The sequence below is a fragment of the Arthrobacter sp. efr-133-TYG-118 genome, assembly GCF_030209755.1.
In the GTDB taxonomy this organism is placed as follows: Bacteria; Actinomycetota; Actinomycetes; order Actinomycetales; family Micrococcaceae; genus Arthrobacter.
On the sequence record NZ_JARVRH010000032.1, the window covers coordinates 1 to 26,354 of the forward strand.

The 26,354-nt window shown below is 63.6% G+C and carries 23 protein-coding genes and 1 pseudogene; 14 read left to right on the forward strand and 10 right to left on the reverse strand.

Annotated features, from left to right (window positions below; translation table 11 throughout):
- The 4 genes from QRN59_RS21775 to QRN59_RS21790 all read right to left on the reverse strand — a co-directional run.
- The coding region (locus QRN59_RS21775) for a N,N-dimethylformamidase beta subunit family domain-containing protein (RefSeq protein ID WP_284984539.1) at positions 1 to 2,539 on the reverse strand (2,539 nt) is incomplete at its 3' end.
- Between the two features lie 234 nt (positions 2,540 to 2,773).
- A complete protein-coding gene (lhgD, locus tag QRN59_RS21780) occupies positions 2,774 to 3,982 on the reverse strand; it encodes an L-2-hydroxyglutarate dehydrogenase (protein WP_284984540.1) in 1,209 nt (402 codons plus the stop codon).
- Complete coding sequence (locus QRN59_RS21785; RefSeq protein WP_284984541.1) at positions 3,979 to 4,572, reverse strand: N-acetyltransferase; 594 nt, start codon at positions 4,570 to 4,572, stop codon at positions 3,979 to 3,981. The genes lhgD and QRN59_RS21785 overlap by 4 nt, the downstream gene beginning before the upstream one ends.
- Before the next feature lie 192 nt (positions 4,573 to 4,764).
- Positions 4,765 to 5,142 carry a cupin domain-containing protein gene (locus tag QRN59_RS21790; RefSeq protein WP_284984543.1) on the reverse strand — a complete coding sequence of 126 codons (378 nt, stop codon included), beginning with the start codon at positions 5,140 to 5,142 and terminating at the stop codon, positions 4,765 to 4,767.
- 207 nt (positions 5,143 to 5,349) lie between these two features.
- Between QRN59_RS21790 and QRN59_RS21795 the strand changes: the two genes are divergently transcribed.
- A complete protein-coding gene (locus QRN59_RS21795) occupies positions 5,350 to 6,489 on the forward strand; it encodes a class I SAM-dependent methyltransferase (protein WP_502871098.1) in 1,140 nt (379 codons plus the stop codon).
- A 3-nt stretch (positions 6,490 to 6,492) separates the two neighbouring features.
- On the opposite strand, the gene QRN59_RS21800 is transcribed toward QRN59_RS21795, so the two are convergent.
- Positions 6,493 to 7,380 carry an aminoglycoside phosphotransferase family protein gene (locus tag QRN59_RS21800; RefSeq protein ID WP_284984545.1) on the reverse strand — a complete coding sequence of 296 codons (888 nt, stop codon included), beginning with the start codon at positions 7,378 to 7,380 and terminating at the stop codon, positions 6,493 to 6,495.
- A 129-nt stretch (positions 7,381 to 7,509) separates the two neighbouring features.
- Between QRN59_RS21800 and QRN59_RS21805 the strand changes: the two genes are divergently transcribed.
- The 4 genes from QRN59_RS21805 to QRN59_RS21820 all read left to right on the forward strand — a co-directional run bounded on the left by QRN59_RS21805 (position 7,510) and on the right by QRN59_RS21820 (position 12,028).
- The gene (locus tag QRN59_RS21805) at positions 7,510 to 8,763 is read left to right on the forward strand and encodes an ROK family protein (RefSeq protein ID WP_284984547.1); all 1,254 of its coding nucleotides are present in this window, start codon (positions 7,510 to 7,512) and stop codon (positions 8,761 to 8,763) included.
- Positions 8,764 to 8,867: 104 nt separating this feature from the next.
- Entirely contained in the window at positions 8,868 to 10,223 is a 1,356-nt protein-coding gene (locus tag QRN59_RS21810) for an extracellular solute-binding protein (protein ID WP_284984548.1), read from the forward strand.
- 126 nt (positions 10,224 to 10,349) lie between these two features.
- The gene (locus QRN59_RS21815; protein WP_502871099.1) at positions 10,350 to 11,153 is read left to right on the forward strand and encodes a carbohydrate ABC transporter permease; all 804 of its coding nucleotides are present in this window, start codon (positions 10,350 to 10,352) and stop codon (positions 11,151 to 11,153) included.
- A gap of 20 nt (positions 11,154 to 11,173) precedes the next feature.
- Positions 11,174 to 12,028, forward strand: coding sequence for a carbohydrate ABC transporter permease (locus tag QRN59_RS21820; RefSeq protein ID WP_284984560.1), 855 nt, complete (start codon positions 11,174 to 11,176; stop codon positions 12,026 to 12,028).
- 32 nt (positions 12,029 to 12,060) lie between these two features.
- On the opposite strand, the gene QRN59_RS21825 is transcribed toward QRN59_RS21820, so the two are convergent.
- Positions 12,061 to 12,264, reverse strand: a complete 204-nt coding sequence (locus tag QRN59_RS21825; RefSeq protein ID WP_113990700.1) for a hypothetical protein — start codon at positions 12,262 to 12,264, stop codon at positions 12,061 to 12,063.
- A 450-nt stretch (positions 12,265 to 12,714) separates the two neighbouring features.
- Here QRN59_RS21825 and QRN59_RS21830 point away from each other — a divergent pair, with 450 nt between their 5' ends.
- Both QRN59_RS21830 and metE read left to right on the forward strand, forming a co-directional pair.
- Positions 12,715 to 13,683: a methylenetetrahydrofolate reductase gene (locus QRN59_RS21830; protein WP_284984551.1), complete on the forward strand. Its 969-nt coding sequence runs from the start codon at positions 12,715 to 12,717 to the stop codon at positions 13,681 to 13,683.
- A gap of 66 nt (positions 13,684 to 13,749) precedes the next feature.
- On the forward strand, positions 13,750 to 16,083 hold the full coding sequence (gene metE / locus QRN59_RS21835) for a 5-methyltetrahydropteroyltriglutamate--homocysteine S-methyltransferase (protein WP_284984552.1): 2,334 nt from the start codon (positions 13,750 to 13,752) through the stop codon (positions 16,081 to 16,083).
- Between the two features lie 88 nt (positions 16,084 to 16,171).
- On the opposite strand, the gene QRN59_RS21840 is transcribed toward metE, so the two are convergent.
- Together QRN59_RS21840 and QRN59_RS21845 are read right to left on the reverse strand one after the other, a co-directional pair.
- Positions 16,172 to 16,678, reverse strand: a complete 507-nt coding sequence (locus QRN59_RS21840; protein WP_284984553.1) for a DUF2004 domain-containing protein — start codon at positions 16,676 to 16,678, stop codon at positions 16,172 to 16,174.
- Positions 16,679 to 16,729: 51 nt separating this feature from the next.
- Complete coding sequence (locus tag QRN59_RS21845) at positions 16,730 to 17,707, reverse strand: LysR family transcriptional regulator (RefSeq protein WP_284984554.1); 978 nt, start codon at positions 17,705 to 17,707, stop codon at positions 16,730 to 16,732.
- Positions 17,708 to 18,215: 508 nt separating this feature from the next.
- On the opposite strand from QRN59_RS21845, the gene nrdH reads away from it, so the two are divergent.
- The 7 genes from nrdH (at position 18,216) to QRN59_RS21880 (ending at position 23,826) form a co-directional block, all read left to right on the forward strand.
- Positions 18,216 to 18,458: a glutaredoxin-like protein NrdH gene (gene nrdH / locus QRN59_RS21850; RefSeq protein ID WP_028267421.1), complete on the forward strand. Its 243-nt coding sequence runs from the start codon at positions 18,216 to 18,218 to the stop codon at positions 18,456 to 18,458.
- Positions 18,459 to 18,529: 71 nt separating this feature from the next.
- Entirely contained in the window at positions 18,530 to 19,000 is a 471-nt protein-coding gene (gene nrdI, locus QRN59_RS21855) for a class Ib ribonucleoside-diphosphate reductase assembly flavoprotein NrdI (protein ID WP_284984555.1), read from the forward strand.
- Positions 19,001 to 19,011: 11 nt separating this feature from the next.
- Positions 19,012 to 21,159 (forward strand): class 1b ribonucleoside-diphosphate reductase subunit alpha, encoded by a 2,148-nt coding sequence (gene nrdE, locus QRN59_RS21860; protein WP_284984561.1) that lies wholly within the window; start codon positions 19,012 to 19,014, stop codon positions 21,157 to 21,159.
- A 118-nt stretch (positions 21,160 to 21,277) separates the two neighbouring features.
- Positions 21,278 to 22,252 carry a class 1b ribonucleoside-diphosphate reductase subunit beta gene (gene nrdF, locus QRN59_RS21865; RefSeq protein ID WP_059389329.1) on the forward strand — a complete coding sequence of 325 codons (975 nt, stop codon included), beginning with the start codon at positions 21,278 to 21,280 and terminating at the stop codon, positions 22,250 to 22,252.
- 302 nt (positions 22,253 to 22,554) lie between these two features.
- Complete coding sequence (locus QRN59_RS21870; RefSeq protein WP_284984556.1) at positions 22,555 to 22,857, forward strand: hypothetical protein; 303 nt, start codon at positions 22,555 to 22,557, stop codon at positions 22,855 to 22,857.
- Positions 22,858 to 22,878: 21 nt separating this feature from the next.
- Entirely contained in the window at positions 22,879 to 23,238 is a 360-nt protein-coding gene (locus QRN59_RS21875; RefSeq protein ID WP_284984557.1) for a hypothetical protein, read from the forward strand.
- Positions 23,239 to 23,271: 33 nt separating this feature from the next.
- Positions 23,272 to 23,826 (forward strand): hypothetical protein, encoded by a 555-nt coding sequence (locus tag QRN59_RS21880; protein ID WP_284984558.1) that lies wholly within the window; start codon positions 23,272 to 23,274, stop codon positions 23,824 to 23,826.
- A gap of 214 nt (positions 23,827 to 24,040) precedes the next feature.
- On the opposite strand, the gene QRN59_RS21885 is transcribed toward QRN59_RS21880, so the two are convergent.
- Both QRN59_RS21885 and QRN59_RS21890 read right to left on the reverse strand, forming a co-directional pair.
- Positions 24,041 to 24,712, reverse strand: coding sequence for a DNA alkylation repair protein (locus tag QRN59_RS21885; protein WP_284984559.1), 672 nt, complete (start codon positions 24,710 to 24,712; stop codon positions 24,041 to 24,043).
- Between the two features lie 120 nt (positions 24,713 to 24,832).
- Positions 24,833 to 26,354, reverse strand: a pseudogene (locus tag QRN59_RS21890) (HNH endonuclease signature motif containing protein); the annotation flags it as partial.

A 26,354-nucleotide genomic window follows, 5' to 3' on the forward strand; every position in this document is an offset into this window, starting at 1 on the left:
CCTGGTTGAAGGTCGCGGTCGGTGCGGTGTTGGTGGGCACGGCGGTGGCGTTGTTGGCCGGGGACGTGGACGAGACCGCGGGGGCAGTGCTTGAAGGATTGAAGATCGCGTCTACCCAGTAGTACTCGGCGTCATAGGATTCGTTCGGGAACGCCGAGGAAGAGCCGTAGGCGTAGAGGCCGTTAGGTGTGCCCGGGAGGCTCCGCGGGTAATGCAACGGCGCACTGTCTACGCGGCTGTTACCCGCTGGCGGCGGAGACGGATGCAGGTAGAAGTAGGCTGTGTCCTCGGAATAATGGCCCGCCGGAGCGTAGTAGGAAACCACGTACATCGTGTTCGCGGAGACGGCCAGGGGCGTCGAGAAATTCACCGTCTGCCACCCGGTGGCGGACTCGCCGGTGAAAGTTGCAGTCGCCAACAGCTGCCCGCTGGCGGACCAGATGTTGCCGATGTGAGTCCCGGTGTTTTTGCTTGCCTTGTAGAACCGGACTCCCTTGATGGTTCCGTTCACTTCGGAGTAGAACTTGGCGCCGACCTCGATCGCGGTCGGGTCCGCGGCATCGGCCACGGCCGGTGAGATGTTCACGCCCGAAAGGGAACAGGGGCAGGCGATGTTGGTGACCACGCCCGACGACGGCGTCTCCACGTTGCCGCTGTCGTCAACGGCGCGTGAGCGCAGGGTAGAGGTGGGGTTGCCGTGCGCATTCCAGCTAAAGGTCCAATTGTTTGTGCCGGTGGCAGGACGCCAGGTGTTTCCGTTGTCGGTGGAGACCTCGACGCCGGCCACCACGCCCCCGGTGTCGGCCGCGGTTCCGCTGATGGTGACGATGGTACCGTCAGCGATGTTCGCGCCGAAGGATGGTGCGGTGATGGTGGACGTCGGCGGAGTGACGTCGGTGGATCGGGTGGCTGCAGTCAACCCTGTGACGATCGTTGCCGGCTGGACTCCCATGTCAGCGAACAGGTTGACCGTAGCCTGCTGCATGTTCTTGTCCACGGCTTTTCCAGTGGTGAACCCGTCAAGTCCCCACGGCCACTGGACTGTTCCGGCGCCAAAGACGATTGCTCCACTCGCAGCTTTGTACATCGTGAGGTTATGGGTGGCCGTCTTTCCTGTGGCAGTCTGCGAACCGTAATCCGTGAACACTTCCGCGGACGTGTTCGTGGTCGAGGACAGCTTGAAAAGGCCGGCGGGCCGGAATCCGTTATCGGCGTCTATATCCCATTCGTAACCGAGTGTTCCCAGGCCCGCACCGAGGGTCACGCTGGTTCCGGGGGCCATCGTGGCAATCGTCGTGTTCCTCCACATCCGGAGCGCGCTGTATTGCGAGGGGACCGTGATGTCGGTGGTTCCTGAATTGACGATGAAGAACTGGCCTGTCAGTGCGTTTTCGGGGTTTCCTCCGCCGGTGGAGGTCCCGAAGCGCGGGTCCCGATAGGTTCCCGTCCACGAGACCGGGTCGGTTGGGGCGTTGAAATGCGTATCTTTGTAGGCCACCAGCGTCCGGCCGGGCGCGCTGGGTCCGGCGACGCTCGGTTCCCAACGTGTCCTCCAGAAGACCTCGTTGCCGCTGAAGAAAGCAAGGTTCACCCCGGCGTCGCGGGCGGCTTCGACATTGGCGCGCTGGTCGCCGGACCAATACTCGTCATGCCCCACGGACATGAACGTCTTGTGGTTGAGAAGAAGGGAACCCTTGGTGGCGACATCGTTGCCGCTCATGTAGCTCGTGTCGTACCCGTTCGCTTCCATGAACCGGATCATCGGGTACTCGGAGTACATCAGCCAGCTTCGTCCCTGGTCGTCTGCGGCGGAATGGAACGGCCTGTTGTACGAGACTTTGAAGGCCGCCTTATAGGCCTGCGGGTTGCCGGGAGGACAAGCGACGGTGCAGCTGTAGAGGCTGTTGCCCCCATAGGTGTTGTACGCCTGCCACGTCTCATCCGAGGTCTGGAACACCACGTCTGAATGTGCGGCGTCGTTCCGGACCACGAACGGTACGATGCTCGCGCCGTTCGTGTCGTTGCGGACGAGCCTTGCAAGATAGACGCCGGAGACCGCCGTGGACGGCACCGCCCAGGAAGCCGAGACGCTCCAGTTTCCGCAGTCGATGAGTCCCGTGTCGGAGTAAGTGTTACAGGCCGGCTGTGTCTGCGGCAGTGCAACCGAGGGGAGTACGTTCGAGGCAACTTTGCGGGCCCCCAAGCCCTGGTAGTAACCAAGCCGATACACATCGATGTGGTAGGCCGAGGCGGGCGTCAGAATCTTGAACGAGATCGTTTCACCGATATTGACGCTCATCGACGTGCCGTAACCCTGGATCGTTGAGTCTCCGGCTCCGGCGACCTGCCATTCCGAGGCAGGGTTCCCGGCCAGCGTGTTTTCGCAAGCAACCGGGTTGGTGACCGGCGCAGCGCATGGATCTGTGGCTGCGACGGCGGAGGCTGCCATCTGCAACGGCAGGAGCGTTGCGATCATGGCCAGGACAGTCGGCAGGACCGCGCGGCGCACAGCCAAAGGGAAATTTCGGTTGTTGCTCATGTCGCGACCTGCTTCTGTCATTGGTTTCAGGCACTCAATGACGGAAGCATATGGAGCCGGCCGGGAGCGTTGCACGAGTGCCGGTACCCGTTTTTTTGGCCGCCGCACGTCGGGGACGGCGGTCGTTTACCTGTTTTTTGGCTTCGGATACGCGGAAATGCCAGCGGATGTCGGAGCGACCCCCCCGGGCAGGGAGGAAATGGCCGCGCGGGTGTAACTGTCAGGTGCCCTGGATCAGGAGAGCCGGGCTCGTCCCATTGCCTCGGCCACGATGTGCTCGGCGATGGCCATCGACGAGGTCGCCCCCGGCGAGGGAGCGTTCCGTACGTGGAGGACGCGGCTCGTGCCGGTAATCACGAAGTCATCGACGAGGCTGCCGTCGGAGGTCATTGCCTGCGCCCGGATTCCGCGGGGGCCGCGCGTGACATCGCCCGGCAGGATGTCCGGGACGTACTTTTGTGCCTCCCTGACGAAGGCGCGGGTGTTAATCACCGTGCGCGCCTCCCGGGCGGCTGCGGGCAGGTTGCCTGCAGCGAACCGCCAAAATCCCAGGAACCCCAGCACGGCGCGGAGGTCGGCGGGGGACACTTGCGCGCGGCGGTAGGCTTCCCGGCCACCCGCCAGGAAAGCATTGGGTCCCACCAGGATGGCGCCGTCGATGCGTTTGGTGAGGTGGACGCCAAGAAAGGGATATCGCGGGTCCGGCACGGGATAGATCAGGCCCTTGACCAAAGAACGCTTCTCGGGCCGGAGCAGGAAATAGTCGCCGAAAAAGGGCACGATACGGGGGTCCGCGGGGTCTCCGGCGGCGTGGGCCAGCCGATCCGACTGCAAGCCGGCACAGGTGATGACGACGTCGAAGGCTTCAGTTCCGCGTGAGGACCGTAGCCGCACCTCGCTGCCATGGTCTTCCACGCCGGTCACGGCCAGTCCCAGCAGGATGTTTCCGCTTGCGGCACGTAGGTCCTGGGCCAAGGCATCCGTGATCGCGCGGTAATCGACTATCGCGGTGCGCGGCGAATGCAGGGCTGCCAGGCCGCGGACATGCGGCTCGATCATGGTGAGTTCATCCGCGCCGACCATGCGGACGTCCGGCACGCCATTGGCGATGGCCCGTGCGTGTATCGCCTTGAGCCGGTCAAGTTCGCGGGCATTGTGGGCGACGACTACTTTGCCGCACTCCTCGTAGCCGAGATTCTTCTCCGCCGCGAACTGCCGGAGCAGGTCCACACCGCGGCGGCAGAGTCGCGCCTTCAAACTTCCAGGCTCGTAGTAGAGCCCGGCATGCACAACGCCGCTGTTGTGGCCGGTCTGGTGTCCGCCAAGCCCGATTTCCTTCTCGAATACCGTGACGTCCACATTGTCGAGGCTGCGGGTGAGCTCGCGTGCCACGGCGACGCCGATGATTCCGCCCCCGACGACGGCGGCACGGACCCTGCTCATACCGCGCGAGCTTCTTTCAGCGAGTCTCCGTTTTTGACGTATCGCTCTCCCGTCGCGGGGCACACCAGTTCGTCGCCGTCGGGCCGAAGGGGATGTCCGGACTTGCCCACCCAGCCGATTTGCTTGGCGGGAACTCCGGCAACCAATGCGAAGGCCGGAACGTCCCGGACGACCACCGCGCCCGCGGCAACGGTTGCCCACCTGCCGATCGTTATGGGCGCGATGCACACCGCGCGGGCGCCGATTGCCGCGCCGTCTTCCACGATCACACCCACGGGTGTCCAGTCGTCGGCCGACTTTAGCGTGCCGTCGGGGCTCACCGCCCTGGGGTACGTGTCGTTGGTGAGTACGGCTGCCGGGCCGATGAAGACTCCGGCGCCCAGCCGGGCGGGCTCATAGACCAATGCATAGTTTTGCAGCTTGGAGTTGGCTCCTATTTCGACGCCTGGGCCGACATAGGCGCCCCGACCAATGTTGCAGTTTTCGCCGAGGCGGGCCTCTTCCCTGATCTGGGCGAGATGCCAGATCCTTGTACCCTGCCCAATGAGTGCATGCTCTGAGACGTCGGCGCTTGGTTCAACGAAAGCCATGGAAACACGTCCTCTACTTGCCGGTGAATAGGCGGCCGCGTATCCCGTCCGGTGTGAAACTGTCCGTGCGGACGGTCGCCTGCGACGATTGTAGATGCGTTTCGTATTCGGTAGCTTCATCCGGGTCGAGGATTGCTGGTGCGACTTGCCGTCAGGGGGTGACAGGGACGCGCTGACGGCACGCACAGCCTCCTACTCGGGCTTGACTCCATATTCTGCTGCGCTGACAAACTCGATGGCCGAGTAGGTCTCGTCGCCTACAACCCATGCATTGTGTCCCGGTGGGATGGTATATGAATCTCCTTTGGAGATGCTGATCTTCTTGCCGTCGGTGGTCTCGACTTCCAGTGCACCAGCAACGCAGTACCCTACGTGGTTGAGCTGGCAGGAATCGGTTTGGACCACCGGTTTGATGCAATCCGCCCAACTCCAGCCCGGTTCGAAGCTGAGGCGGCCGATGGTGTAGTCACCGACAGTGACGTTTTCCACCACGGCTTTCTCCGGCCGTCGGATTTCATCGGGGGAATTGTGCGACTTTACTTCAAGCTGAGTGACGAGGTTGACAGTCATGGTCTGCTCACAAGGGGAGTGGGAGCCTGATCTTCGAGGTCCGCAACGTGGCTCGCCCTTCGCAGCGGACCCTGGTGTCCGGGCTGCTGCGGCACGTGCCGTGCCTTCAGCAGCGGTCAGACGGTCGATTACTTGCAATCTCTACCTTCCTCCGCCACCCCAGTGTTGTCGAGGGTTCCTGAGGGGGTAGATTGGTGCACCGTGACCTTGACCGAGCTGGATGCACACCTTGAGACGCTGTTCGGCACCCTCCGCCGCTTCCCCGACGTCGAGGCGGAGAACCTGCAGGCGCACGACGCCACCGATCGGCTCCTCCTCGAGACCGCGGCGGGCTACGTCGCTAGTCCGGAAACCCGCGTTGCGGTGATCGGTGACCGCTACGGAGCCCTGACGCTGGGCGCGTCGGCGGCCCTCGGCGTCGGGCACGTCCGGGTGACCCAAGACCTGTACGTCGGCAGGCTCGCGCTGCAACGGAACGCCGACGCGTCCGGATTGTCCGGCCGCTTTGACCAGTTCGAGCTGGGCGCCGGGTTGCTTGACGGCGCCGAACTGGTGATCATGCAGCTCCCCAAGGCCCTCGCGGAACTGGAAGAAATCGTCGACGCCGTTGCGCGCTTTGCGGCGCCAGGAGCCGTCCTGCTGGCCGGAGGTCGCGTCAAGCACATGTCCCTGGGCATGAACGCTGTCCTTGAACGCAGCTTTGAGTCGGTGCAGCCGCAGCTTGCGCAGCGGAAGTCACGTGTCCTGCTTGCCGCCGGTCCCAAGCGGCCGGACACTCCGGAGCCCTTCCCGGTCTCGGAGCAGAACACCGAGCTGGGGATGACGGTCTGTGCCCACGGGGGTGCGTTTTCAGGGACGAAGCTGGATATTGGCACGCGCTTCCTCCTGGGCTTCCTGGACAGGATCCCCGAAGCGCGCCACGCGGTAGACCTTGGCTGCGGGACCGGGATCCTCGCCGCGATGTATGCCCGGAGCCGTCCCAATGCCCGGGTTACCGCGACGGACCAATCGGCGGCAGCAGTCTCGTCCGCCAAGGCAACCGCGGCGGCCAACGGGCTGGCAGATCGAATCACGGTAGTCCAGGACGATGCGATGTCTACCTTCGAACCAGGCAGCGCCGACCTCATCCTGCTGAACCCGCCGTTCCACCTCGGCGCCAGCGTCCATGCCGGCGCGGCCACGAAGATGTTTGACGCTGCGGCACGGGTCCTGGCTTCCGGAGGCGAACTCTGGACTGTCTACAACAGCCACTTGCAGTATCGCGCGGCGTTGGAAAGGTTGATCGGTCCCACCACCGAAATCGGCCGAAACCCGAAATTCACTGTGACGCGCAGCGTTAAGTTTTAGGCGTCAGCGCTCAAGCAGCAGCTGCTCCACCCCGAAGTGCCCGATTCCAGCCATCCCGCGATTGTCATCCGAGAAACTGACCATCGCTGTCGCAAGGACCACAGCCCAGCCGCGGGCCCGGGCCCACGTAGCGGCATCCACAGCGGGTCCGAACGCCGCCACGAAACGGCGCCGCGCACCGCCGTCGAACATCAACCAAGCGACGGCCAGATCGACGGCGGGATCCCCGGCCCCGAGGTCTCCGAAGTCGACGACGGCTGCGAGACGGCCGTCGGGCCGCAGGAGGACGTTCGCCGGGTGGAGATCTCCATGCAGCCACAGCCCGGGTCGGTCCCACGGCGGGGCCAGGCAAGCCTCGGACCAGATCGTCCGCAACTGCACCGCTTGCGGATAGCGGCCGGAATCGTCGAGCCGGTCCATGACCGCGTCAGTCCTCGATTCCAAAGGCACCCCGCGGACGGGGTTGACGGGCGCGCCAGGTGCGGCCGGAACGTGGATGGCGACGAGGAACGCGGCAAGGTCCTCGGCGGCCGCGTTCCGTGACTTTTGGGACGCCCGCACCGCGGAGAGTCCCTCCAGCCAAGGAGTCACGCTCCAAGGCCATGGGTAGTCTGCAGATGGCCGTCCCGAGCGGATGGGGCTGGGGAGGGGCACGGGGGAACGCTTGGCATACCCGGGGAGATATTGCTGTTCATGCAGTATCAACTGCGCTGCTGCCCCCCGGCGGGGCAACCGGACGGCCCACTCCTTGCCAAGCCGGTACATGACGTTGTCCCATCCGTTGGCCACCAGCTCCAACGGAAGGTGGGAGAGCCCGGGCAGCTGCTCTTCGAGCAAACTCCTCACCAGCCCCGTGGTGATATCCAGCTCGGCCTGCGGCATGAGTGCCATTTTCCCGGGCCTCCCATCAGCAATATCGGGGTCCGTTACGCCTGGGCAGCGTGTGGGCATACCGGGACAAGCACACGTGCCGTACGATGCAAATGCAACAGCATTATTCGAATGATTTTAGGGGAATCCGTGACTGAGATCCGCCAGCCCACTCCGAGGCGCGGAACCAATCTGCCCCGCATGGGGGACTTCAACCTGACCGTCATTCTCGACGCGATCAGGCGCTCGTCGGGCGGACTGAGCCGGGTGGAACTCGCCCAAATCGTCGGCCTTTCACCACAGACTATTTCGAACATCTCCCGCCGCCTCCTGGATCAACGGCTCATTGTCGAGGCAGGCAAGGAAGGCAGCGGTCCGGGTAAACCCCGCACCATCCTGCGCCTGAATCCTTCAGGAATGTACGCGCTTGGCGTCCATCTTGATCCCGCGGTCATCACCTCCGTGGTCCTGGACCTCGTGGGCGACGTTGTGAAGCACTCCAGGATTCCCACACCGACCGGAAGCAATCCACAGCGCGTCATCGCCGCCATAGCGGAGGAAATCAAGGCGCTGATCGAAGATTCCGGCGTTGATACGGGAAAGATCGCAGGACTTGGCGTCGCGGCGCCGGGACCCATAGACCTCGATGAGGGTACCGTCGTGGATCCGCCCCTCATGACGGGTTGGGACCGGGTGCACCTGAGGGACGCCCTCGCCGAAGCCACCGGGCTCGAGACCCTCGTGGACAAGGACGTCACCAGTGCGGCCGTCGCCGAAACCTGGGCCGGCGGGCCCAGCGGCACCGGAAGTTTCATTTTCATGTATATGGGTACCGGCATCGGTTGCGGCATCGTCCTGAACGACGAGGTTGTCCGCGGAACATCCGGCAACGCCGGCGAAATCGGACACATCATTGTCGATCCGGACGGGCCCGAATGCGATTGCGGCCTGCGCGGGTGCGTCAAGTCTTCCTGCATCCCGCAGGTCCTCGTGGCCGAAGCCGAAGAGCAAGGTGTCCTGAACGGTGGCCGCAAAGGCACCGAGGGCCCGGAAGTGCAGGAAGGCTTCGCCAGGCTTTGCGACGCCGCGGATGCAGGTGACGAACGCGCCGTCGCGATCATAGATAAGTCGGCGGTGCTGGTTGCCCGCGCGGTTGCGGTGGTGACCAACACCCTCGACGTCGAACGCGTCGTCTTTGGTGGCCCGTTCTGGGGCCGCATGTCCGAACGTTACTTGGATCGCATTCCTCCGCTGCTCTCGGCCAACAGTGCCGCCAACAGCATCCACGGCATCGAAGTTGTCGGGACCGGCGTGGGCGAAGACGTCGGCGCCATCGGGGCGGCGTGCCTGGTACTCGAACACACGCTTGCGCCGCGCGCCCAGCGGCTCCTGTTGGAAGGCTGAGGCCTTCACCACGTCCTGCGTCGCAGGGCTGCATTTATCAAAATTGGCAACAGGCTGGGCCAGCTGAAGTGTGGGGGCTGCAGCCGCTTGAAGATCGGAGCGTCATGCGTCGCCCAGTCCGGATCGGAGCAGCACTGCTCGGCGTCGTAGGCCTTTTGGCCTCGGCCGCCTGTTCCGCCCAACCGCAAGCTGTTAGCAAACAAACCATCAAGATCGTCTATCAAAAGACGGACTCCTTCACCGCCCTGGACAAGGTTTTCCAGGACGCCAAGCAGGAATTCGAGGCGGCAAACGCGGGCGTCACTGTGGACCTGGAGCCCATCCAAGCCAACGACGACGACTATGGCACCAAGCTCGCGCTGGCCCAGCGTTCCCAGGACACCGCTCCGGACGTCTTCTACGAGGACACCTTCAAGGTCCGCTCGGACGTCGACGCCGGATACTTGCTCAAACTCGACTCGCAACTGGCCTCGTGGGACGAGTGGTCCAAGTTCAACGAAGGTGCCAAGGCCGCGGGACGCGGTGACGACGGCAGTATCTATGCCGTCCCGCTCGGCACCGACACCAGGGCGATCTGGTACAACAAGACGGTCCTCCAGAAGGCCGGCATACCGTTGCCCTGGCAGCCGAAAACCTGGGATGACATCTTGGCTGCGGCCCGCAAAATGAAGGCCGTGGATCCGAGTGTGATCCCCTTCAGCATGTACGCCGGAAAAGGCACCGGTGAGGGAACGGTCATGCAGAGCTTCTACGAACTGCTTTATGGAACGGGAAGCTCCCTGTATTCGGAAAGCGACAAGAAATGGGTTGTGGGTTCCAAAGGATTCACCGATTCACTCCAGTTCCTGAAGACCCTCTACGATGAGAAGCTTTCCGTGACCCCGGCGGACGCCCTCGATTCGAATGTGTGGAAGAAGGTCTTTGGACAGTGGCTGCCGCAGGGCAAAATGGGCGCCACCGTGGAAGGCTCCTACGCGCCGTCGTTCTGGCAAAAGGGCGGTTCCTACGAATGGGCCGGTTACGCGCAGGATATGGGCGTAGCCAAGTTCCCCACCCAGTTTGGACAGGATCCCGGTGGCGTGAGCATGTCCGGTGGCTGGACGCTCGCCGTCGGGGCGAAGACCAAGAGCCCGGACCTGGCCTTCAAGTTCCTGACCACTGCCGTGAACAAGAAGAATGCCTTGGCCTTCGACGTCAACAATTCGCAGATCGCCGTCCGCACCGATGTCGCATCCGATCCCGGTTACCAAGCGGCCAACCCGTTCGTGAAGGATGTTTCCGATCTGGTGGGCGTCACGCACTATCGCCCGGCAACCGCCGACTACCCGAAGATCTCCCTCGCCGTCCAACAGGCCACCGAGGCCGTCATCACCGGCAAACAAAGCCCGGCGGAGGCAGCAGCCGAATACGACGCATCGGTCAAGAAACTCGTCGGCGACACCAAGGTCATGCAGAAATGACGCATGGCAGTCCGTGATTCCTTTGGTCGCGGTTCGCTGCGGCACAGATCCCCAATCCAAAGGTCACTGCGTCGCAGGCTCCGCTTGTTGCCTGTAGTGCCGTCAATCCTGCTGCTGGCCCTCTTCATGTTGGCGCCTGTGGCGTGGTCCATCTACGCCTCCTTCACCAACGCCGCACTATCAGGCAAGGCCGCCCTGAACCCTCAATGGGTCGGCCTGGACAACTACGCCCGGATGCTGACGGATTCCGCCTTCCCGCTCTCGGCATGGCTGACGGTAGTCTTCGTGGCCGTGTCTGCGATCCTCGGACAGAACGCCCTGGGCCTGGTCATCGCCCTGTTGATGACAAGATCCGGGGGAACGACGGCGTCGCTGGTGGGCACGGTGGTGGTCGCTTCGTGGATACTGCCGGAGATCGTGGCGGCCTTCGCCGCCTACGCGTACTTCAGCCAGGACGGCACGCTCAACCAGCTCTTGGGAATGATCGGCGTCCAGGGCACCAACTGGCTCTATGCCTTTCCGATGGCCGCCATCATCCTGGCCAATGTCTGGCGCGGCACCGCGTTCTCGATGCTGGTCTACAGGGCCGCGCTCTCCCAGGTCCCCCGCGACGTCTCCGAAGCCGCCCTCATGGACGGCGCCCGGGGCTGGCAACGTCTGGCCTTCATCACCCTTCCGATCATCCGCGGTAGCGTCGCCACCAACCTCATGCTGATCACCCTCCAAACGCTCGCGGTATTCACCCTCATCTGGGTGATGACGGCCGGTGGTCCCTCCAACGCGAGCACTACCTTGCCCGTGCTGGCGTACCAGGAAGCCTTCAAGCTCGGAGACATCGGCTACGGCACCGCGATCGCTTCGGTATTGATCCTGATCGGCATGGTCTTCGGTGCCGTGTACGTCAGGTTGATCCGCGGGGCGAAACTGTGACCTCCCTCCGCCGTGCGCCGCTGCCCGCCGCGAAGCGCCCGACGGCGGTGGCCGCGGGACGGCTCCGCGTCCGCTTGGCGGCCAACGCGGCCTTGGCGGTGATCGGGCTGTGTTTTGTGCTGCCCCTTGCGTGGCTGATTCTTGCTTCCGTTGATCCGCACGCCGGCTACGAGACGCGGTGGCCGCAATCGCCGTCGTTCGCTAATTTTGCCGCCGTACTGACGCCTGGGCTGCTCTTACAGCCACTCGTGAACAGCTTCCTGCTCTCGGCAGGAACCGCGGTTGTTAACCTGGCGGCCGCCGTGCTCGCGGCCTATCCGCTGTCCCGCTACCAATCACGATTCAACAAGCCGTTCCTGTACGCGATCCTGTTCGGCACCTCGCTCCCGGTCACCGCGATCATGGTGCCGGTCTATGGCCTGTTCGTGCAGTTGCAATTGCTGGACTCGATGCCGGCAACCATCTTCTTCATGGCAACCACCACCTTGCCCATGGCCATCTGGATGACGAAGAACTTCATGGACTCCGTGCCGCTTGAGCTGGAGGAAGCTGCCTGGATGGACGGTGCCTCGGGACTGGCCACGCTCCGGAGAATCGTCGTGCCCCTGATGAGGCAAGGGCTGGGCGTGGTGTTCATCTTCGTCTTCATCCAGGCCTGGGGGAACTTCTTCGTCCCGTTCATCCTGTTGTTGTCTACTTTCAAGCAGCCTGCCGCAGTGTCTGTTTTCAGCTTCTTTGGCCAGCATGGAGCCATTGCCTATGGGGAACTCGCCGCCTTCTCCATCTTGTATTCGGTTCCGGTGCTTATCCTCTACACGGTGGTTGCCAGGGGGGCCGGCAGCGCGTTTGCGCTTTCCGGCGCGATGAAGGGCTGATCGGCCGAGCGCCGGGACTCAGCATTCAGGACTTAGTCGATGTCCTCCACGATGGTGCCGTACGGGATGGAATCATCCAGATGCGCTTGGTGGCCCGTCAGGCCGCGGTTGTAGAGCACGCGCACACCGTGAAGCTTGTCCGCGGCCGATTGCATCAAGATGGGGCGGACGGTCTGGATGAACCGCTCGTCCTTGCCGTCGAGGTACTCCTGATAACTGGCTGGAAGCTGGATCATGGCAAAAGAATAGTCCTGCAGGACCTCCATGGGGAGGGCTCGCGGCGGGGTTCTCCATGGCGTAGTGTTTGTGGCTTTAACCCTGACGAAGGCCAAAACGAACAATCTTCAGAAATCAGGCGAAACGTAGCGTAAAAATGCGTCTTAATTCGGTGGGGGATTTGTGGCGCCCGGAGCCCCGATCTAGAGTCGTATTCAAGTTACCGCGGTAACGTGTCAGCGATCCTCCGCCGGATCTGCCTCTTGAAGGCAGGCAGGAGGGTGTGGGTGCCCCCATGTGGGCCTGACATTTGCACACGGACAACTTCATTCCAGGCGTAACAGTCGCGGCTGCGCCCTGCTGGAGTTCGTTGCGTGTATCCCCAAACTCAATTCACCGATTCTGCAGTCCAAGGACATGGCTTTCAAGTCCGCGAACGCAGGCCCGCTGACACACAGCCAAGGACGCAAATGTCACCACCAAGCCTCATCGACACCCATCCAAACTTGACCGGCGCCGCTCCTGTTGCCCTGTCCTACGAACTTTTCCCGCCCCGCTCTCCAGCGGCTGCGGAGTCCCTCTGGACGACCATCGGGGAGCTTGAGGCCACGGACCCTGACTTCGTCTCCGTCACCTACGGCGCCAGCGGATCCAACCGGGACACCGCCGTCGAGCTCATCAACCGGCTGCTGCTCGAAACGACCCTGCGGCCGCTGGCCCACCTGACCTGCGTTGGAAACACCCCGCAGGAATTGGCCGAGATCATCGGCGAGCTCCTGGACAATGGCGTGCGCGGCATCCTTGCGTTGCGCGGCGACCTCCCCAAGGACAGCGGACAGCCGGTCAACGGTTCGCTGCGCTACGCCCAGGACCTGATCGAGCTGATCCGCCGCGTGGAACAGCGACGTTCGGCCCTCCTGTGCGCGGGCAAGATCGCCGTTGGCGTGGCGGCCTATCCCACCCGCCACCCTGAGTCTCCGAGCGTGGAGCACGACGTCGAGGTGCTGCTCGCGAAGCAGCGCTCGGGCGCCGACTTCGCCATCACGCAGGTCTTCTTCCACACTGAGCAATATGCGGACCTCATCTCCCGAGCCCGACGTGCGGGCGTCACGATCCCGATCATTCCGGGCGTCATGCCGCTGACGAGCCTTCGCCGGCTCAAGCGCCTCGGCGAACTCACCGGCGTCGAACCGGCACCGGAGCTGATCGAACGCCTTGCCGCGGCGGAGAACGATTCCGAACGCCGCAAGATCGGAGTCCGCGCCACGGTGGACCTGGCCAACGCCGCCCTCCAGGCCGGCGCTCCAGGCATCCACCTGTACACCTTCAACGAGCACGCTTGCGCCCTGGACGTGCTGGACAAGCTTGCCTTGCCCCGGCCGGCCCGGCCTGCCAGCAGGCTCAGCGCCATCGCCCGCCGGCAAGAACTCGTCAGCTGATCAGCCAACGCTGGTCCGCTAATCCCTAGACACATCGATTTGCACCTACTGCCCCAAGGAAATCCCATGACTGAACAGAACATCACCCAGTTCCCCGCAGCCTCGATTCTCGGCTACCCGCGCATCGGCCGCCGTCGCGAACTCAAGAAGGCCGTCGAAGCCTACTGGGCCGGCAAGATCGATGCCGCTGCCCTTGACGCCGCTGCCAAGGACATCCAGCTGACCACCGCGAAGCGACTCCAGGAACTTGGCCTCAACGAAGCCGCCGCCGTTCCTGGCACCTTCTCCTTCTACGACCAGGTGCTTGACGCCACCGCACACTTGGGCGCCGTCCCGGCCCGCTTCGGCCAGCTGCTCAACGCCGAAGGCCAGCTCGACATCGATGGCTACTTCACCCTGGCCCGCGGCAACAAGGAACAGCAGCCGCTGGAAATGACCAAGTGGTTCGACACCAACTACCACTACCTCGTTCCGGAAATCGGCCCGGAGACCGACTTCAAGCTCGCCTCCAACCGCATCGTCGAGGAATTCGAGTTCGCCCTGGCCAACGGGATCGAGACCCGCCCGTACATCGTCGGCCCGGTGACCTACCTGCTGCTTTCCAAGGCTTCCGACGACGCTCCTGCGGGCTTCGCTCCGCTGTCCCGCCTCGAGGACATCCTCCCGGTCTACGTCGAACTGCTCGGCAAGCTGGCCGCTGCAGGCGCCAGCTGGATCCAGTTGGACGAGCCCGCCCTCGTTGTCGACCAGGACACCCCGGCCGCGGAAATCCAGGCTGCCACTGCCCGTGCGTACGAGGTCCTCTCCGGTGCCGCAGCGCGCCCGCAGCTCTTCGTTTCCACCCCGTACGGTTCCCTCGACGGCCAGCTCGGCACCCTTGCCGCGACCAACATCGACGCCTTGCACATCGACGTCTTCAAGGGCGCGGTGCCGTCCGCAGCAGCCCTGGCGGGCCTCGGCAACAAGACCCTGGTTGCCGGCGTCGTCGACGGCCACAACATCTGGCGCAACGACCTCGCCGTCTCGGCCGCCAAGCTGGACGAACTGAAGGCCGCAGCCGGCAAGCTTGCCGTCAGCACCTCCACCTCCACCCAGCACGTTCCCCACGACACTGCTGAGGAAACCCAGCTCTCGGAGCAGCTCCGCAGCTGGCTCGCATTCGCTGACCAGAAGGCCGTCGAGGTCAAGACCCTCGCGGACTACCTGGCCAACCCGGCATCCGCGAAGGCCGCCATCGACGAGGCCTCCGCAGTGATCGCCTCCCGGGCCACCGCCGAAGGCGTCCAGCGCGCCGACGTCCGTGCCCGCACCGCTGCCCTCACCGAGGCCGACTTCAACCGCTCCGAGTACCCGGTCCGCGAAGCCGCCCAGGAAGCAGCGCTGCACCTGCCGCCGCTGCCCACCACGACCATTGGTTCCTTCCCCCAGACTTCGGAAATCCGCTCTGCCCGTGCCCGCAACAACAAGGGTGATCTCACCAACGAGCAGTACGAGCAGCTCATGAAGGACGAGATCAAGCGCGTCGTCGAGCTGCAGGAAGAACTTGGCTACGACGTCCTGGTGCACGGCGAGCCCGAGCGCAACGACATGGTCCAGTACTTCGCCGAGAACCTCGAAGGCTTCGACGTGACGGTCCACGGCTGGGTCCAGTCCTACGGCTCCCGCTGCACCCGTCCGTCCATCCTCTGGGGCGATGTCACCCGCTCCGCTCCCATCACGGTTGCCTGGGCCGAATACGCGCAGTCCCTGACCACCAAGCCGATGAAGGGCATGCTCACCGGTCCGGTCACCATCCTGGCCTGGTCCTTCGTCCGCGACGACCAGCCGCTGGGCGAGACCGCCAACCAGGTCGGCCTGGCGCTGCGTGACGAGATCGCCGATCTCGAAGCTGCAGGTATCAAGGTCATCCAGGTGGACGAGCCCGCGCTGCGCGAACTCCTCCCGCTGCGCAAGGCTGACCACGCCGCTTACCTGAAGTGGTCGGTTGACTCCTTCCGCCTGGCTACCGCCGGTGCCGCCGACGCCACCCAGATCCACACCCACCTCTGCTACTCGGAGTTCGGTGTGATCATTGACGCGATCGACGGCCTCGACGCCGACGTCACTTCCATCGAAGCAGCACGCTCACGCATGGAGGTTGTCCACGACCTCGAGGCGCACCACTTCGGCCGTGGCGTTGGTCCGGGCGTCTACGACATCCACTCGCCGCGTGTTCCGGGCGAGGCCGAAGTCACCGAGCTGCTGTCCACCGCCGTCAAGCACGTTCCGTCCCGCCAGCTCTGGGTCAACCCGGACTGCGGCCTGAAGACCCGTGGCTACGCCGAGACCGAAGAGTCCCTGCGCAACCTGGTCAAGGCCACCAAGACGGTCCGCGCCGGACTGCTCGAAGCAGCCAAGTAAAACCCCGGAAGTACAAACAACGGCGGCCGGTCACCTCGAAGGGTGACCGGCTGCCGTCGTTGTTTAATCGTTAGTTGGAACTGGCGTGTCAGGACTCCCAGAGGATCTCGTCGTCCACCACGCCGTCCTCGTCCGCCGCTACTACCAGGAGCTCGTCGGTGAAGTGCGAGCCCAAGGTGAAATCCAGGACGAAATAGCGCTCCGGCTGGCCGGGGTAGATCGCTACATGACCTAGTTTGAGGGCCTTGAGGAAAACGTCCTTGGTGAGCTGCGTCCTATCCCGGACGCCGAACACCGCCTCCAGTTGCTCTTCCTTGAGCTGGTTGGAGTGGAAGTGGAGGAACTGCTGGGAGTTGGTGCCGTCCTGGTCCAGCTCCTCGGCAATCATGTCCCGGACCTGGTCCACCAACTCGGGGAGGTAGCCCAGGCGGTAGTCCACCTTGTGGAGTGCCTTCTCGTCGAAGTGGTCATGCGCCGTGACGTTCAGGTCCAGTTCGAGGGGATTTCCGGCGAGCTCGTGCGAAGCCACGTAACAGTGCTCCCGCCCGTGGTTGAGCTCGATCTCCCCAAAATGTTTGCTCGCTACCTTGCTCATGTCTTCAAGATAGTCCCAAACAAGCGGCGTGTTCCAGCATCCTGGAAGATTTCAGGCAGGCGGTTTGGGCGTTGACTTTTGAGTCGTTTTGGGCATCATCGCGGGGCTGCCGGCCCGGACGGTTGCTGTGCTCCCGCGAAGGGTGTCGGCCAGCAATTCGGTGAAGAGCTGCACCTGCGCCGTGCGCTTCTCGTTGAGGAGCAGGGCGAAGACGTTGCGGGCGAGCCGGATGTCCGGAACGTCGAGAACCACGACGCCGGGCGGCCGGTGCCGCAGCGCAAGTTCCGGCACCAGGGCGGCGCCGAGTCCGGCTGCCGCCATCTCGAGGCTGGCGTGGAAGTCATCGCTATAGGCCACGACGCGCGGATGCAGATTGCAACTGGCAAACAGGCGTTCAATCACCACGGCGTCGCTGGTGCCCGGATGGTGCATGATCCAGGGCATGTCCGAGAGTTGCGAGGCCTGCATTTCGGCGTCCTCCCGGATGCCCCACGATGCGGGGAGCACCACCCGGAAGTCGTCGTCGCCGATCCATTGCCGGTCCAGGGTATGGGGCCACGCGAGTCCGGACTGGCCCACTTGGTACACCAGCGCGAGGTCCAGCTCGCCGCCGGTGCGCAGCCCTTGGATGGTCTGGGAAGGCTCGGCCACCCACACGCGCAGTTCTATGCCCAGCTTCTTCCAGCGCGGGTTCCGGAGGATGTCCGGCAGGATGTAGGTTGCCAGGCTTGGGAAGATGCCAAGCCGCAGCTCCTGGACGGGGGAGTCCGTGCTCCTCGAGGCGGCGGCCAACAGGGTCTCGACGTCGGTGAGCACTTTGGAGGCATGGCGCACCATGGTGAGGGCGGCCTCGGTGGGAACCACGCTGCGCGCGGAACGGTGGAAGAGTTCGACGCCGGTGTCCCGTTCCAGCGCCGCCATCTGTTGGGATACGGCTGAGGCGGTGTAGCCGAGCCGCCCGGCGGCTGCCGCGAAGGAGCCGAGCCGCGTGACTTCAAGGAGCGTCCGCAGGTGGAGAAGGTTGACCATCAGTGATCCTTAGGCTCGGTGCCGGCCGAAATCCGTGCCCAGCCAGCATAGCGGTGTGAATTCGGTCTCCGCTGTTGCTGTTGCTCGGTCGGCCCGGCGCCGACCAGGCGCTTGGAAGTGTGGCGGGCGACTCGCGAAAACGGTGTTTTCAGGATGCCGCGACACGCCGGGATCCAAGCGACACGCTGACGAATAATTGTGGCTAAGTAGTCCACAGGGTGTGGATTACGTCTCCGGATTTGGCGAATTCCCGGACATTTTTACCCCCTTGGCCTGTGGACTACCGGTGCGTAAAATGACATACTTGTAATACATCATCTTGGGGTCCCGCTGAGGCGCTTGCACTACATGTAGTATCGATTTACGGATTGAGCGGGAAACCAGCACAAGACATGAATAGAGCGTTTGGCCGCCTCGGTGGCCCAGCGGGCCAGCATCGGAGTCGGAACCAGAACCGGCGGGGCCTGCCGAACGAAGAGCAAAGACTTCAACAAAGGGGACAGGAACCATGACTGTTACGGTTTACACGAAGCCGGCCTGTGTTCAGTGCAACGCAACCTACCGTGCACTCGACAAGAAGGGCATCGCCTACCAGAGCGTTGACATCTCCCAGGATGCCGAGGCCCTTGAGCGCCTGAAGGCCCTTGGGTACATGCAGGCCCCCGTCGTGGTGACCGAGCAGGACCACTGGTCAGGATTCCGTCCGGACAAGATCGAAGAGCTGGCACTGGCTGCCGCTTCGGTGGCGTAGTTTTCAGGGACCTGGCTCTTCAGGACTCCGTCACAACAACAAAGTATTCCAATGTAGTCGAGGTGACTCCCATGGCAGCGCTGGCAACAGCACCTGCTCAAGCAACGGCTGAAGCTGTCAGCACGCGGAGTCACCTCATCTACTTTTCCTCCACATCTGAGAACACCAAGCGCTTCGTCCAGAAGCTCGGCGTGGACGCGGCACGCATCCCGCTCCATGCCAAGGACGCGCCGCTGCTCGCACTGGAACCCTTCGTCCTTGTGTTGCCCACGTATGGCGGCACGAATGGCGAAGGATCGGTGCCCAAGCAAGTCATCAGGTTTCTGAACAACCCGCAGAACAGGGAACTGATCCGCGGCGTCATCGGAGCAGGAAACACCAACTTCGCGGAAAACTACTGCATGGCGGGAGACATCATCGCCACCAAATGCCGGGTTCCGCTTCTTTATCGATTCGAACTCATGGGGACTCCGGAAGATGTTGACCGGGTCAATCAAGGATTGGAAAAGTTTTGGACACGACTGTCGCAGATACAGAAGTAACCAAGGGCGCTATGGACACCGCCAAGGTCAAGAAGCCGTTGCCGGAGGCCTATAAGGGCCTTGGCTACCATGAGCTCAACGCCATGTTGAACCTCTACGGTCCGAACGGGGAAATCCAGTTCGAAGCCGACCGCGAGGCCGCGCACCAGTACTTCCTGCAGCACGTGAACAACAACACCGTTTTCTTCCATGACCTGGAAGAGAAGCTGGACTACTTGGTCAAGAACCAGTACTACGAGCGCGAGACCCTCGATCAGTACACGATGAACTTCATCCGTGATCTCTTCAACCGCGCCTACAAGAAGAAGTTCCGCTTCGAGACCTTCCTCGGCGCCTTCAAGTTCTACACCTCCTACACGCTCAAGACCTTCGACGGCAAGCGTTTCCTGGAGCGCTACGAAGACCGCGTCTGCATGGTTGCCCTGCACCTTGCCCGCGGCAACGAAGAGCTGGCCAGCCGTCTCGTCGACGAAATCATTGACGGCCGCTTCCAGCCCGCTACGCCCACGTTCCTCAACGCCGGCAAGGCCCAGCGCGGCGAGCTGGTCTCCTGCTTCCTGTTGCGCATCGAAGACAACATGGAGTCGATCGCCCGCGGCATCAACTCGGCGCTGCAGTTGTCCAAGCGCGGCGGCGGCGTGGCCCTCTCGCTGACCAACATCCGCGAGCACGGCGCCCCGATCAAGCAGATCGAGAACCAGTCCTCCGGCGTCATCCCGGTCATGAAGCTTCTCGAGGACAGCTTCTCCTACGCCAACCAGCTCGGTGCCCGCCAGGGTGCGGGTGCCGTGTACCTGCACGCCCACCACCCGGACATCTACCGCTTCCTGGACACCAAGCGTGAAAACGCCGACGAGAAGATCCGCATCAAGACGCTGTCCCTCGGCGTCGTGGTCCCGGACATCACGTTCGAGCTGGCCAAGAAGAACGAGGACATGTATCTTTTCTCCCCGTACGACGTCGAACGCGTCTACGGCGTCCCGTTCTCCGATATTTCGGTCACCGAGAAGTACTACGAGATGGTGGACGACTCCCGGATCAAGAAGACCAAGATCAGCGCCCGCGAGTTCTTCCAGACCCTCGCGGAGATCCAGTTCGAGTCCGGCTACCCGTACATCATGTTCGAGGACACCGTGAACCGGGCCAACCCGATCGCGGGCAAGATCACCATGAGCAACCTGTGCTCGGAGATCCTGCAGGTTTCCACGCCGTCCATCTACGCCGAGGACCTCAGCTACGAGACGGTCGGCAAGGACATCTCCTGCAACCTTGGTTCGATGAACATCGCCAAGACCATGGATTCCCCGGACTTCGGCCTGTCGATCGAGACGTCCATCCGTGCCCTCAGCGCGGTGTCGGACATGTCATACATCAACTCGGTGCCGTCCATCGCGCAGGGCAATGCCCAGAGCCACGCCATCGGCCTCGGCCAGATGAACCTGCACGGCTACCTTGCCCGTGAGCACGTCCACTACGGTTCCGAAGAGGGCCTGGACTTCACCAACATCTACTTCTACACGGTGCTGTTCCACGCCCTCCGTGCCTCGAACAAGCTGGCCATCGAGACCGGTCAGCCCTTCGGCGGCTTCGAGAACTCCACGTACGCCAGTGGCACGTTCTTCGACAAGTACACCGAGCAGGAATGGACCCCGGAAACCGAGCGCGTTCGCGAGCTTTTCGCCGGTATCCACCTTCCGACGCAGGATGACTGGCGCGAGCTGAAGGCTTCCGTCATGGAGCACGGCATCTACAACCAGAACCTGCAGGCCGTGCCGCCCACCGGTTCCATCAGCTACATCAACAACTCGACGTCGTCGATCCACCCGGTGGCCGCCAAGATCGAAATCCGCAAGGAAGGCAAGATCGGCCGCGTCTACTACCCGGCTCCGTACCTCGACAACGACAACCTGGAGTACTACCAGGACGCGTACGAGATCGGCTACGAGAAGATCATCGACACCTACGCCGCCGCCACGCAGCACGTGGACCAGGGCCTGTCGCTGACGCTGTTCTTCAAGGACACCGCCACCACGCGTGACATCAACAAGGCGCAGATCTACGCATGGCGCAAGGGCATCAAGACGCTCTACTACATCCGCCTCCGCCAGCTCGCGCTGGAAGGGACCGAAGTAGAAGGCTGCGTTTCCTGCATGTTGTAACCGATAACGGTTGTTTATTTGCGGCAGCCGCCGCGCCTCAAAACTGAAGAGTACGACGCCGGGTGAGCGCCCGGCGTCGTACGCTTACCTTAAAGAACACATACGTTAAGGGGACGAAATGACCGAGAAGGTCAAGCTGCTTAGCCACGTCGAAGCGATCAACTGGAACCGCATCCAGGATGACAAGGACGTGGAGGTCTGGAACCGCCTGGTCAACAACTTCTGGCTGCCGGAGAAGGTGCCGCTGTCCAACGACGTCCAGTCCTGGCACACCCTGACGCCGGACGAGCAGCAGCTCACCATGCGCGTATTCACCGGCCTGACCCTCTTGGACACCATCCAGGGCACGGTGGGCGCCGTTTCCTTGATCCCGGACGCGATCACTCCGCACGAAGAGGCCGTGTACACCAACATCGCCTTCATGGAGTCGGTGCACGCGAAGTCGTATTCGTCGATTTTCTCGACCCTGTGCTCCACCAAGGAGATCGACGACGCCTTCCGCTGGTCCCTCGAGAATGAGAACCTGCAGAAGAAGGCGCAGATCGTCATGGACTATTACCAGGGCGACGATCCCCTGAAGCGCAAGGTGGCTTCCACGCTGCTGGAGTCGTTCCTGTTCTACTCCGGGTTCTATCTTCCGATGTACTGGTCCTCCCGTGCCAAGCTCACGAACACGGCGGACCTCATCCGCCTGATCATCCGCGACGAGGCCGTGCACGGCTACTACATCGGCTACAAGTTCCAGAAGGGCCTCGAAAAGGTCTCCGAGGAGAAGCGCCAGGAAATCAAGGACTACACGTTCGAGCTGCTCTTCGAGCTGTACGAAAACGAAGTCCAGTACACCCACGACCTCTACGACGGCGTCGGCCTGGCCGAGGACGTCAAGAAGTTCCTGCACTACAACGCCAACAAGGCCCTCATGAACCTCGGCTACGAGGCCATGTTCCCGGCCTCCGTCACCGACGTGAACCCGGCCATCCTGTCGGCCCTGTCACCCAATGCCGACGAGAACCACGACTTCTTCTCGGGGTCTGGCTCGTCTTATGTGATCGGGAAGGCCGTTAATACTGAGGATGAGGACTGGGAGTTTTAGCTCCTTTCCTTCCTGGCGGCCCACAACGCGGGGTCACTTAGCGCCCATCCAAGGCATCGGAATGGGCGCTAAGTGACCCCGCGTTGTTTTTCACGAGGACGGGGACTGGACCACCGGAGCGGTCCTCCCGCACGGCTCGGGCATTACGGCGTTCAAGTGGGCGATACGCGTAGGCATGGTGCCAATTCTCACCCGCGGCGGGGAACATTCTTGGGAGGTACGGCGCATCCGTGGCGCCCGAAAGGCAGATTCCTTGCATCGGCGGTATTGCCAACCACTCGGGGCCGACGCACAATCGGCAAGTGAGATTCGATGGAGTGCTCCCCGAAGACGCACCAGACCCGCGTCTGGAGCAGGCCAGGCGTCTGGAATTGATGCCGATCCCTATCGTGGGACTGGTGCCCCAGCCATCGCTGGAAGATCCGGATGTGGTCGGCATACAGTACGGGCATGACTCCCGCGGATATAACGAGATGTCGGCGAGCATTACCTATACGCTGTGGCGCAATCCCGCTGACCGATCCGACCCGATGAATCTGGCCCAGGTCGACGAGCAAACGCGAAGGTCGATCGAAGACGTTCCGCCATGGCCGCGTCCGGCATGACTGATTGAACGGGTTCAACGGATGCGATACCCGCAGCTCTGGGAGGCCGTGCGGACCACGTGGCATCGGGCCCCTTCCGAACGCTCATCCCCGGCCCAGGTGCTGGCAGAACACATGAACCACATCCTCGTGAATCGCTACCGGAGCGAATGGCCCGGGGGCATCGCGTGGGACCGTAACACCGGGGATCTCAGTAATCGTCCGGGCAGCCGCGTCGTAACCGTATGGATTGACGGCGTCGAAGTGCAGGGTGTGGAGATCGACATGGATCCCCTCGTGTACGGGGTTGGCGCGTCACTTGAACAGGGCGGGGTTATGACAGCTGTCCTCCCACGCGAACAGCTCGAATACATACGAATTGAATTCGCGAAACGCGCGTAGGCTGTGGGGACATCCACAGTGAGGGGGCCAAGGATGAAACATCCGCGTACTGTGGCCGCCGTCGCTGTGCTGTTCGGGTTGGCCCTCGCGGGGTGCCAGACGATAGCCGGGCCGCTCCCGGTCGACTCCTCCACAACAGCTGTGCCCAGCCCGTCGTCCCCGGAGCTCTTGGCGATCATCCAGACTGCTGTCGAGAACCGAAACGCCACCGTCCTCGACAATCCCCCGGCTCCGCGCCTGGCCGAAGGGCAGACGACGGCGGGGCACCGGGCCAAGCGCGCGCGGGACCTTCCGGTGGTGGCCCGGTCAAAGGCCGGGTTCAAGTCAAAGGGCTTCTGGTACACGGACTTTTCGACGAAGATCACGGTGGAATCCGTGGAGGTGAGCGGGTCGACGGCAAGCGTCCATTTCAAGGAACTGACCGAAGAACACCAGGCCTCGGCGGCGAACGGGCCAAGCAACGTCCCGTCGGGATACTCGGTGTCGCAGACCGCTATGTTCCTGGCATCCGTGGATGGATGGCAGCTGGACAGCATCGCCCCTTCCACGCCGGGGGGCCTTTTGCCGATGTCCATCGTCAAGGGCTGAAACCGGAGCTGCACCGGTCCCGGGTCGGATTGGCGCGGGATCCGCCAGATCTCCTGACGGCCGGTCTCTAGGTGTCCGCTCTCTGGGGCTCCAATGGTTCACGGCGTAGTGACATACGGGGCGGGTGACCTCACGACCGAGCTCTCCCTCCTCGGCCAGGGAAAGTGCCAGCCGACACTGTAGGGGGTAGAGGGTCGGATGGCCCGTTCAATTCCTACTTATCCTGCCTTCGGCGCACCATCTCGCTGATCCAGATGGGCGCGAATGGAGAGGTGCAGTTCGGGGGAGTCGGATAATCCTTGAGCACCTGCAGGCGCTCACCGATGTCGATTGCGCGGGCGCGGTGCTCCGCGTATTCGATCCCGATCTGGGCCAGGCAGTGGTTCATGGCCCATTGCAAGCGGGCCGGCGCGTCTTTCATCTCTGCCTCGATGACGTCGAGCAGTCCGGCGAGGTCGAGGCCTTCGGGATTCTTCGCCGCGCGTTCCGTGGTCAGCGCCCAGCCGGCGCTCGCGACCACTGGATCCGGATCGGTGAACCAGGCAAGGCGCAGCTCCTCGCAGTGCGGGTTCTTCTTCACCACGTAATTCACGAGCCAGTCGTGAACCTTCGGAGTGCGCGCCTGGCGCAACATGGCGTCCAGCTCATCCTGCTCGAACGCCTTCGGGCGGCAGATCAGGATCGCGAGCAGTCTCGCTGCCGTGTCATCCGTCGCCCAGAGCTGGTGGGCGAGTTCTTGCTGCGTCTTCAACCGCTTGGCGAGCGCGCGCAGTTTGCCGAGGTTCACACCATGATCGTCACCGTGTTTCTCATTCACCTCGCGTGCTCTCGGGTCCTCGAGCGCGGCCAGTTCGGCCACGATCTCGTGAACGGTCGTCTCGGCCACCTCTGCCTCCTGTTCATCTCTTGTGGGGTCGAGCCTACTAGCAGGCGTGGCCGCATGGCGCTGGTTGCGGGGGCGTTCAGGGGCGTGGAACCGGCGTTTCCTTTACAAGGTTCTGCCCGGTCAGGCGCTTTGGAACGCGCCGCATTCCGGGAAGGGGTCGTTCACGAAACCTGGCTCGCCTGGCTCATCCGGATCGTCTGTCCAGCTTGGATCGTCTGTCCAGCTTGGATCGTCCATGTCGTCGGGGTCGGGCCATGGGTGTGCGGCGGTGAAGGAGTTCCAGTCGGGGAAGGGGGCCGGGGGCAGGTCGGGTTCGGGATAGGCGGGCGATTCTTGGTCCGGCCGGGGGACCGGGTCCGGGTCCGGGTCCGGTTCCGACTGGGTGATCGGGGTGTGGGGTGGCCAGCGGGGTGGTTCCCAGTCCTGGTGTTCGCCGGGGTAGTGCCGGTGTGAGGGGGAGGTCCATCCGGGCGGGTGGTTTTTGCCGGCCGGGGTGGGGGTCCATGCGGTGCGGTGTTTGAGGCGGTGGTGTTTGGGGCAGGGCTGGCCCAGGTTGGAGATGCCGGTGGTGCCTCCGTCGGCCCAGGCCAGGAGGTGGTCTGCGTCGTTGTCCAGGGAGTGGTTGTGGCAGCCGGGGAAGGGGCATTTGCCGTCGCGGAGCCGCAGCCATTGACGCATGGCTTTGGTGAGGCGGTAGCTGGTGCGTCCGATTTCCAGCGGCGCCCCGTCACGGGGGTCGGTCAGGACGCGGTGGAAGGACTCGGCGCCCTCGGCGATCAGGCGCCGGGCCATGGACGGCGGGATCGGCCCGTACCCGTCCAGCATGGCCGGTTCGTCCGTGGCGCCGAGCAGGGACAGGACCGGGACGGTGACCAGGACCTGCGCCCTCGGGGACGGGACGCGCCCCGGTTCCAGACCGCCGTCGGGCAGGCCCCCGGCTCCTGCCCCGCCGCCGCCGTCGGGCATTGCGGCGGTGCCGGGGGTGGTGTTGGTGAGGAGCCAGGTGGCGGTGATGTCGGCGCGGAGCTGGGCGAGGGTCCGGGGTTCGGCGGGGCCTTGGAGGGCGCGGGCGGCGGCGGTGGTGCGGTCCCACCTCCCTGCCGCGGTCGCGGCGGGGAGGTGGGCGGAGAGCCAGGCCATGCCGTCGCGGTCCGGGAGGTATTCGACCCTCCGGTCCCGGGCTTTGGCGGTGTGGCGTTCTTCGATGCCGACCGGGTGGTGGCGTTCGCGCCAGGTGCGTGCCTTGGCCCGGAACCGGGAGGGGACGAGGTCCCCGGCCGGGCAGCCCCGGGCGGGGTTCGGTGCGTCGGGGTCCAGGAAGTGTGCTTCCACGCCCGCCGCGCGGCGGCGGGGTCCAGGCTGCCGGTTTCCTCGACGATGATCCGGGCGTGCTGCCAGGAGATCGTGCCGGACTGCAGGGCGGCCAGGGTCAGCGGCAGGCCCGTGGCCAGGGCCCGGGATGCGGACAGGAAGGCCCCGGCGGTGCGTTCGCTGACGGTCAGGACGCAGGCGACCTCGGCGATGAGGGCAAGCTCGTGGGCGGTGCGTTCCTGGGGTGGGGCCGCCGGGGACGCCAGGGATCTGGCTGCCTGGAGGTAGTCCGCGGCGAGTTTCGCTTTCAGCGCGGCGGTCCGGGCTTCCA

Excerpts from the sequence above, each read along its gene's own strand:
- lhgD (WP_284984540.1), bottom strand. The coding sequence starts at position 3,982 with ATGAGCAGGGTCCGTGCCGCCGTCGTCGGGGGCGGAATCATCGGCGTC.
- QRN59_RS21785 (WP_284984541.1), bottom strand. The coding sequence starts at position 4,572 with ATGGCTTTCGTTGAACCAAGCGCCGACGTCTCAGAGCATGCACTCATT.
- QRN59_RS21790 (WP_284984543.1), bottom strand. The coding sequence starts at position 5,142 with ATGACTGTCAACCTCGTCACTCAGCTTGAAGTAAAGTCGCACAATTCC.
- QRN59_RS21800 (WP_284984545.1), bottom strand. The coding sequence starts at position 7,380 with ATGGCACTCATGCCGCAGGCCGAGCTGGATATCACCACGGGGCTGGTG.
- QRN59_RS21810 (WP_284984548.1), top strand. The coding sequence starts at position 8,868 with ATGCGTCGCCCAGTCCGGATCGGAGCAGCACTGCTCGGCGTCGTAGGC.
- QRN59_RS21815 (WP_502871099.1), top strand. The coding sequence starts at position 10,350 with ATGTTGGCGCCTGTGGCGTGGTCCATCTACGCCTCCTTCACCAACGCC.
- QRN59_RS21825 (WP_113990700.1), bottom strand. The coding sequence starts at position 12,264 with ATGATCCAGCTTCCAGCCAGTTATCAGGAGTACCTCGACGGCAAGGAC.
- QRN59_RS21830 (WP_284984551.1), top strand. The coding sequence starts at position 12,715 with ATGTCACCACCAAGCCTCATCGACACCCATCCAAACTTGACCGGCGCC.
- metE (WP_284984552.1), top strand. The coding sequence starts at position 13,750 with ATGACTGAACAGAACATCACCCAGTTCCCCGCAGCCTCGATTCTCGGC.
- QRN59_RS21840 (WP_284984553.1), bottom strand. The coding sequence starts at position 16,678 with ATGAGCAAGGTAGCGAGCAAACATTTTGGGGAGATCGAGCTCAACCAC.
- QRN59_RS21845 (WP_284984554.1), bottom strand. The coding sequence starts at position 17,707 with ATGGTCAACCTTCTCCACCTGCGGACGCTCCTTGAAGTCACGCGGCTC.
- nrdH (WP_028267421.1), top strand. The coding sequence starts at position 18,216 with ATGACTGTTACGGTTTACACGAAGCCGGCCTGTGTTCAGTGCAACGCA.
- nrdI (WP_284984555.1), top strand. The coding sequence starts at position 18,530 with ATGGCAGCGCTGGCAACAGCACCTGCTCAAGCAACGGCTGAAGCTGTC.
- nrdE (WP_284984561.1), top strand. The coding sequence starts at position 19,012 with ATGGACACCGCCAAGGTCAAGAAGCCGTTGCCGGAGGCCTATAAGGGC.
- nrdF (WP_059389329.1), top strand. The coding sequence starts at position 21,278 with ATGACCGAGAAGGTCAAGCTGCTTAGCCACGTCGAAGCGATCAACTGG.
- QRN59_RS21875 (WP_284984557.1), top strand. The coding sequence starts at position 22,879 with ATGCGATACCCGCAGCTCTGGGAGGCCGTGCGGACCACGTGGCATCGG.
- QRN59_RS21880 (WP_284984558.1), top strand. The coding sequence starts at position 23,272 with ATGAAACATCCGCGTACTGTGGCCGCCGTCGCTGTGCTGTTCGGGTTG.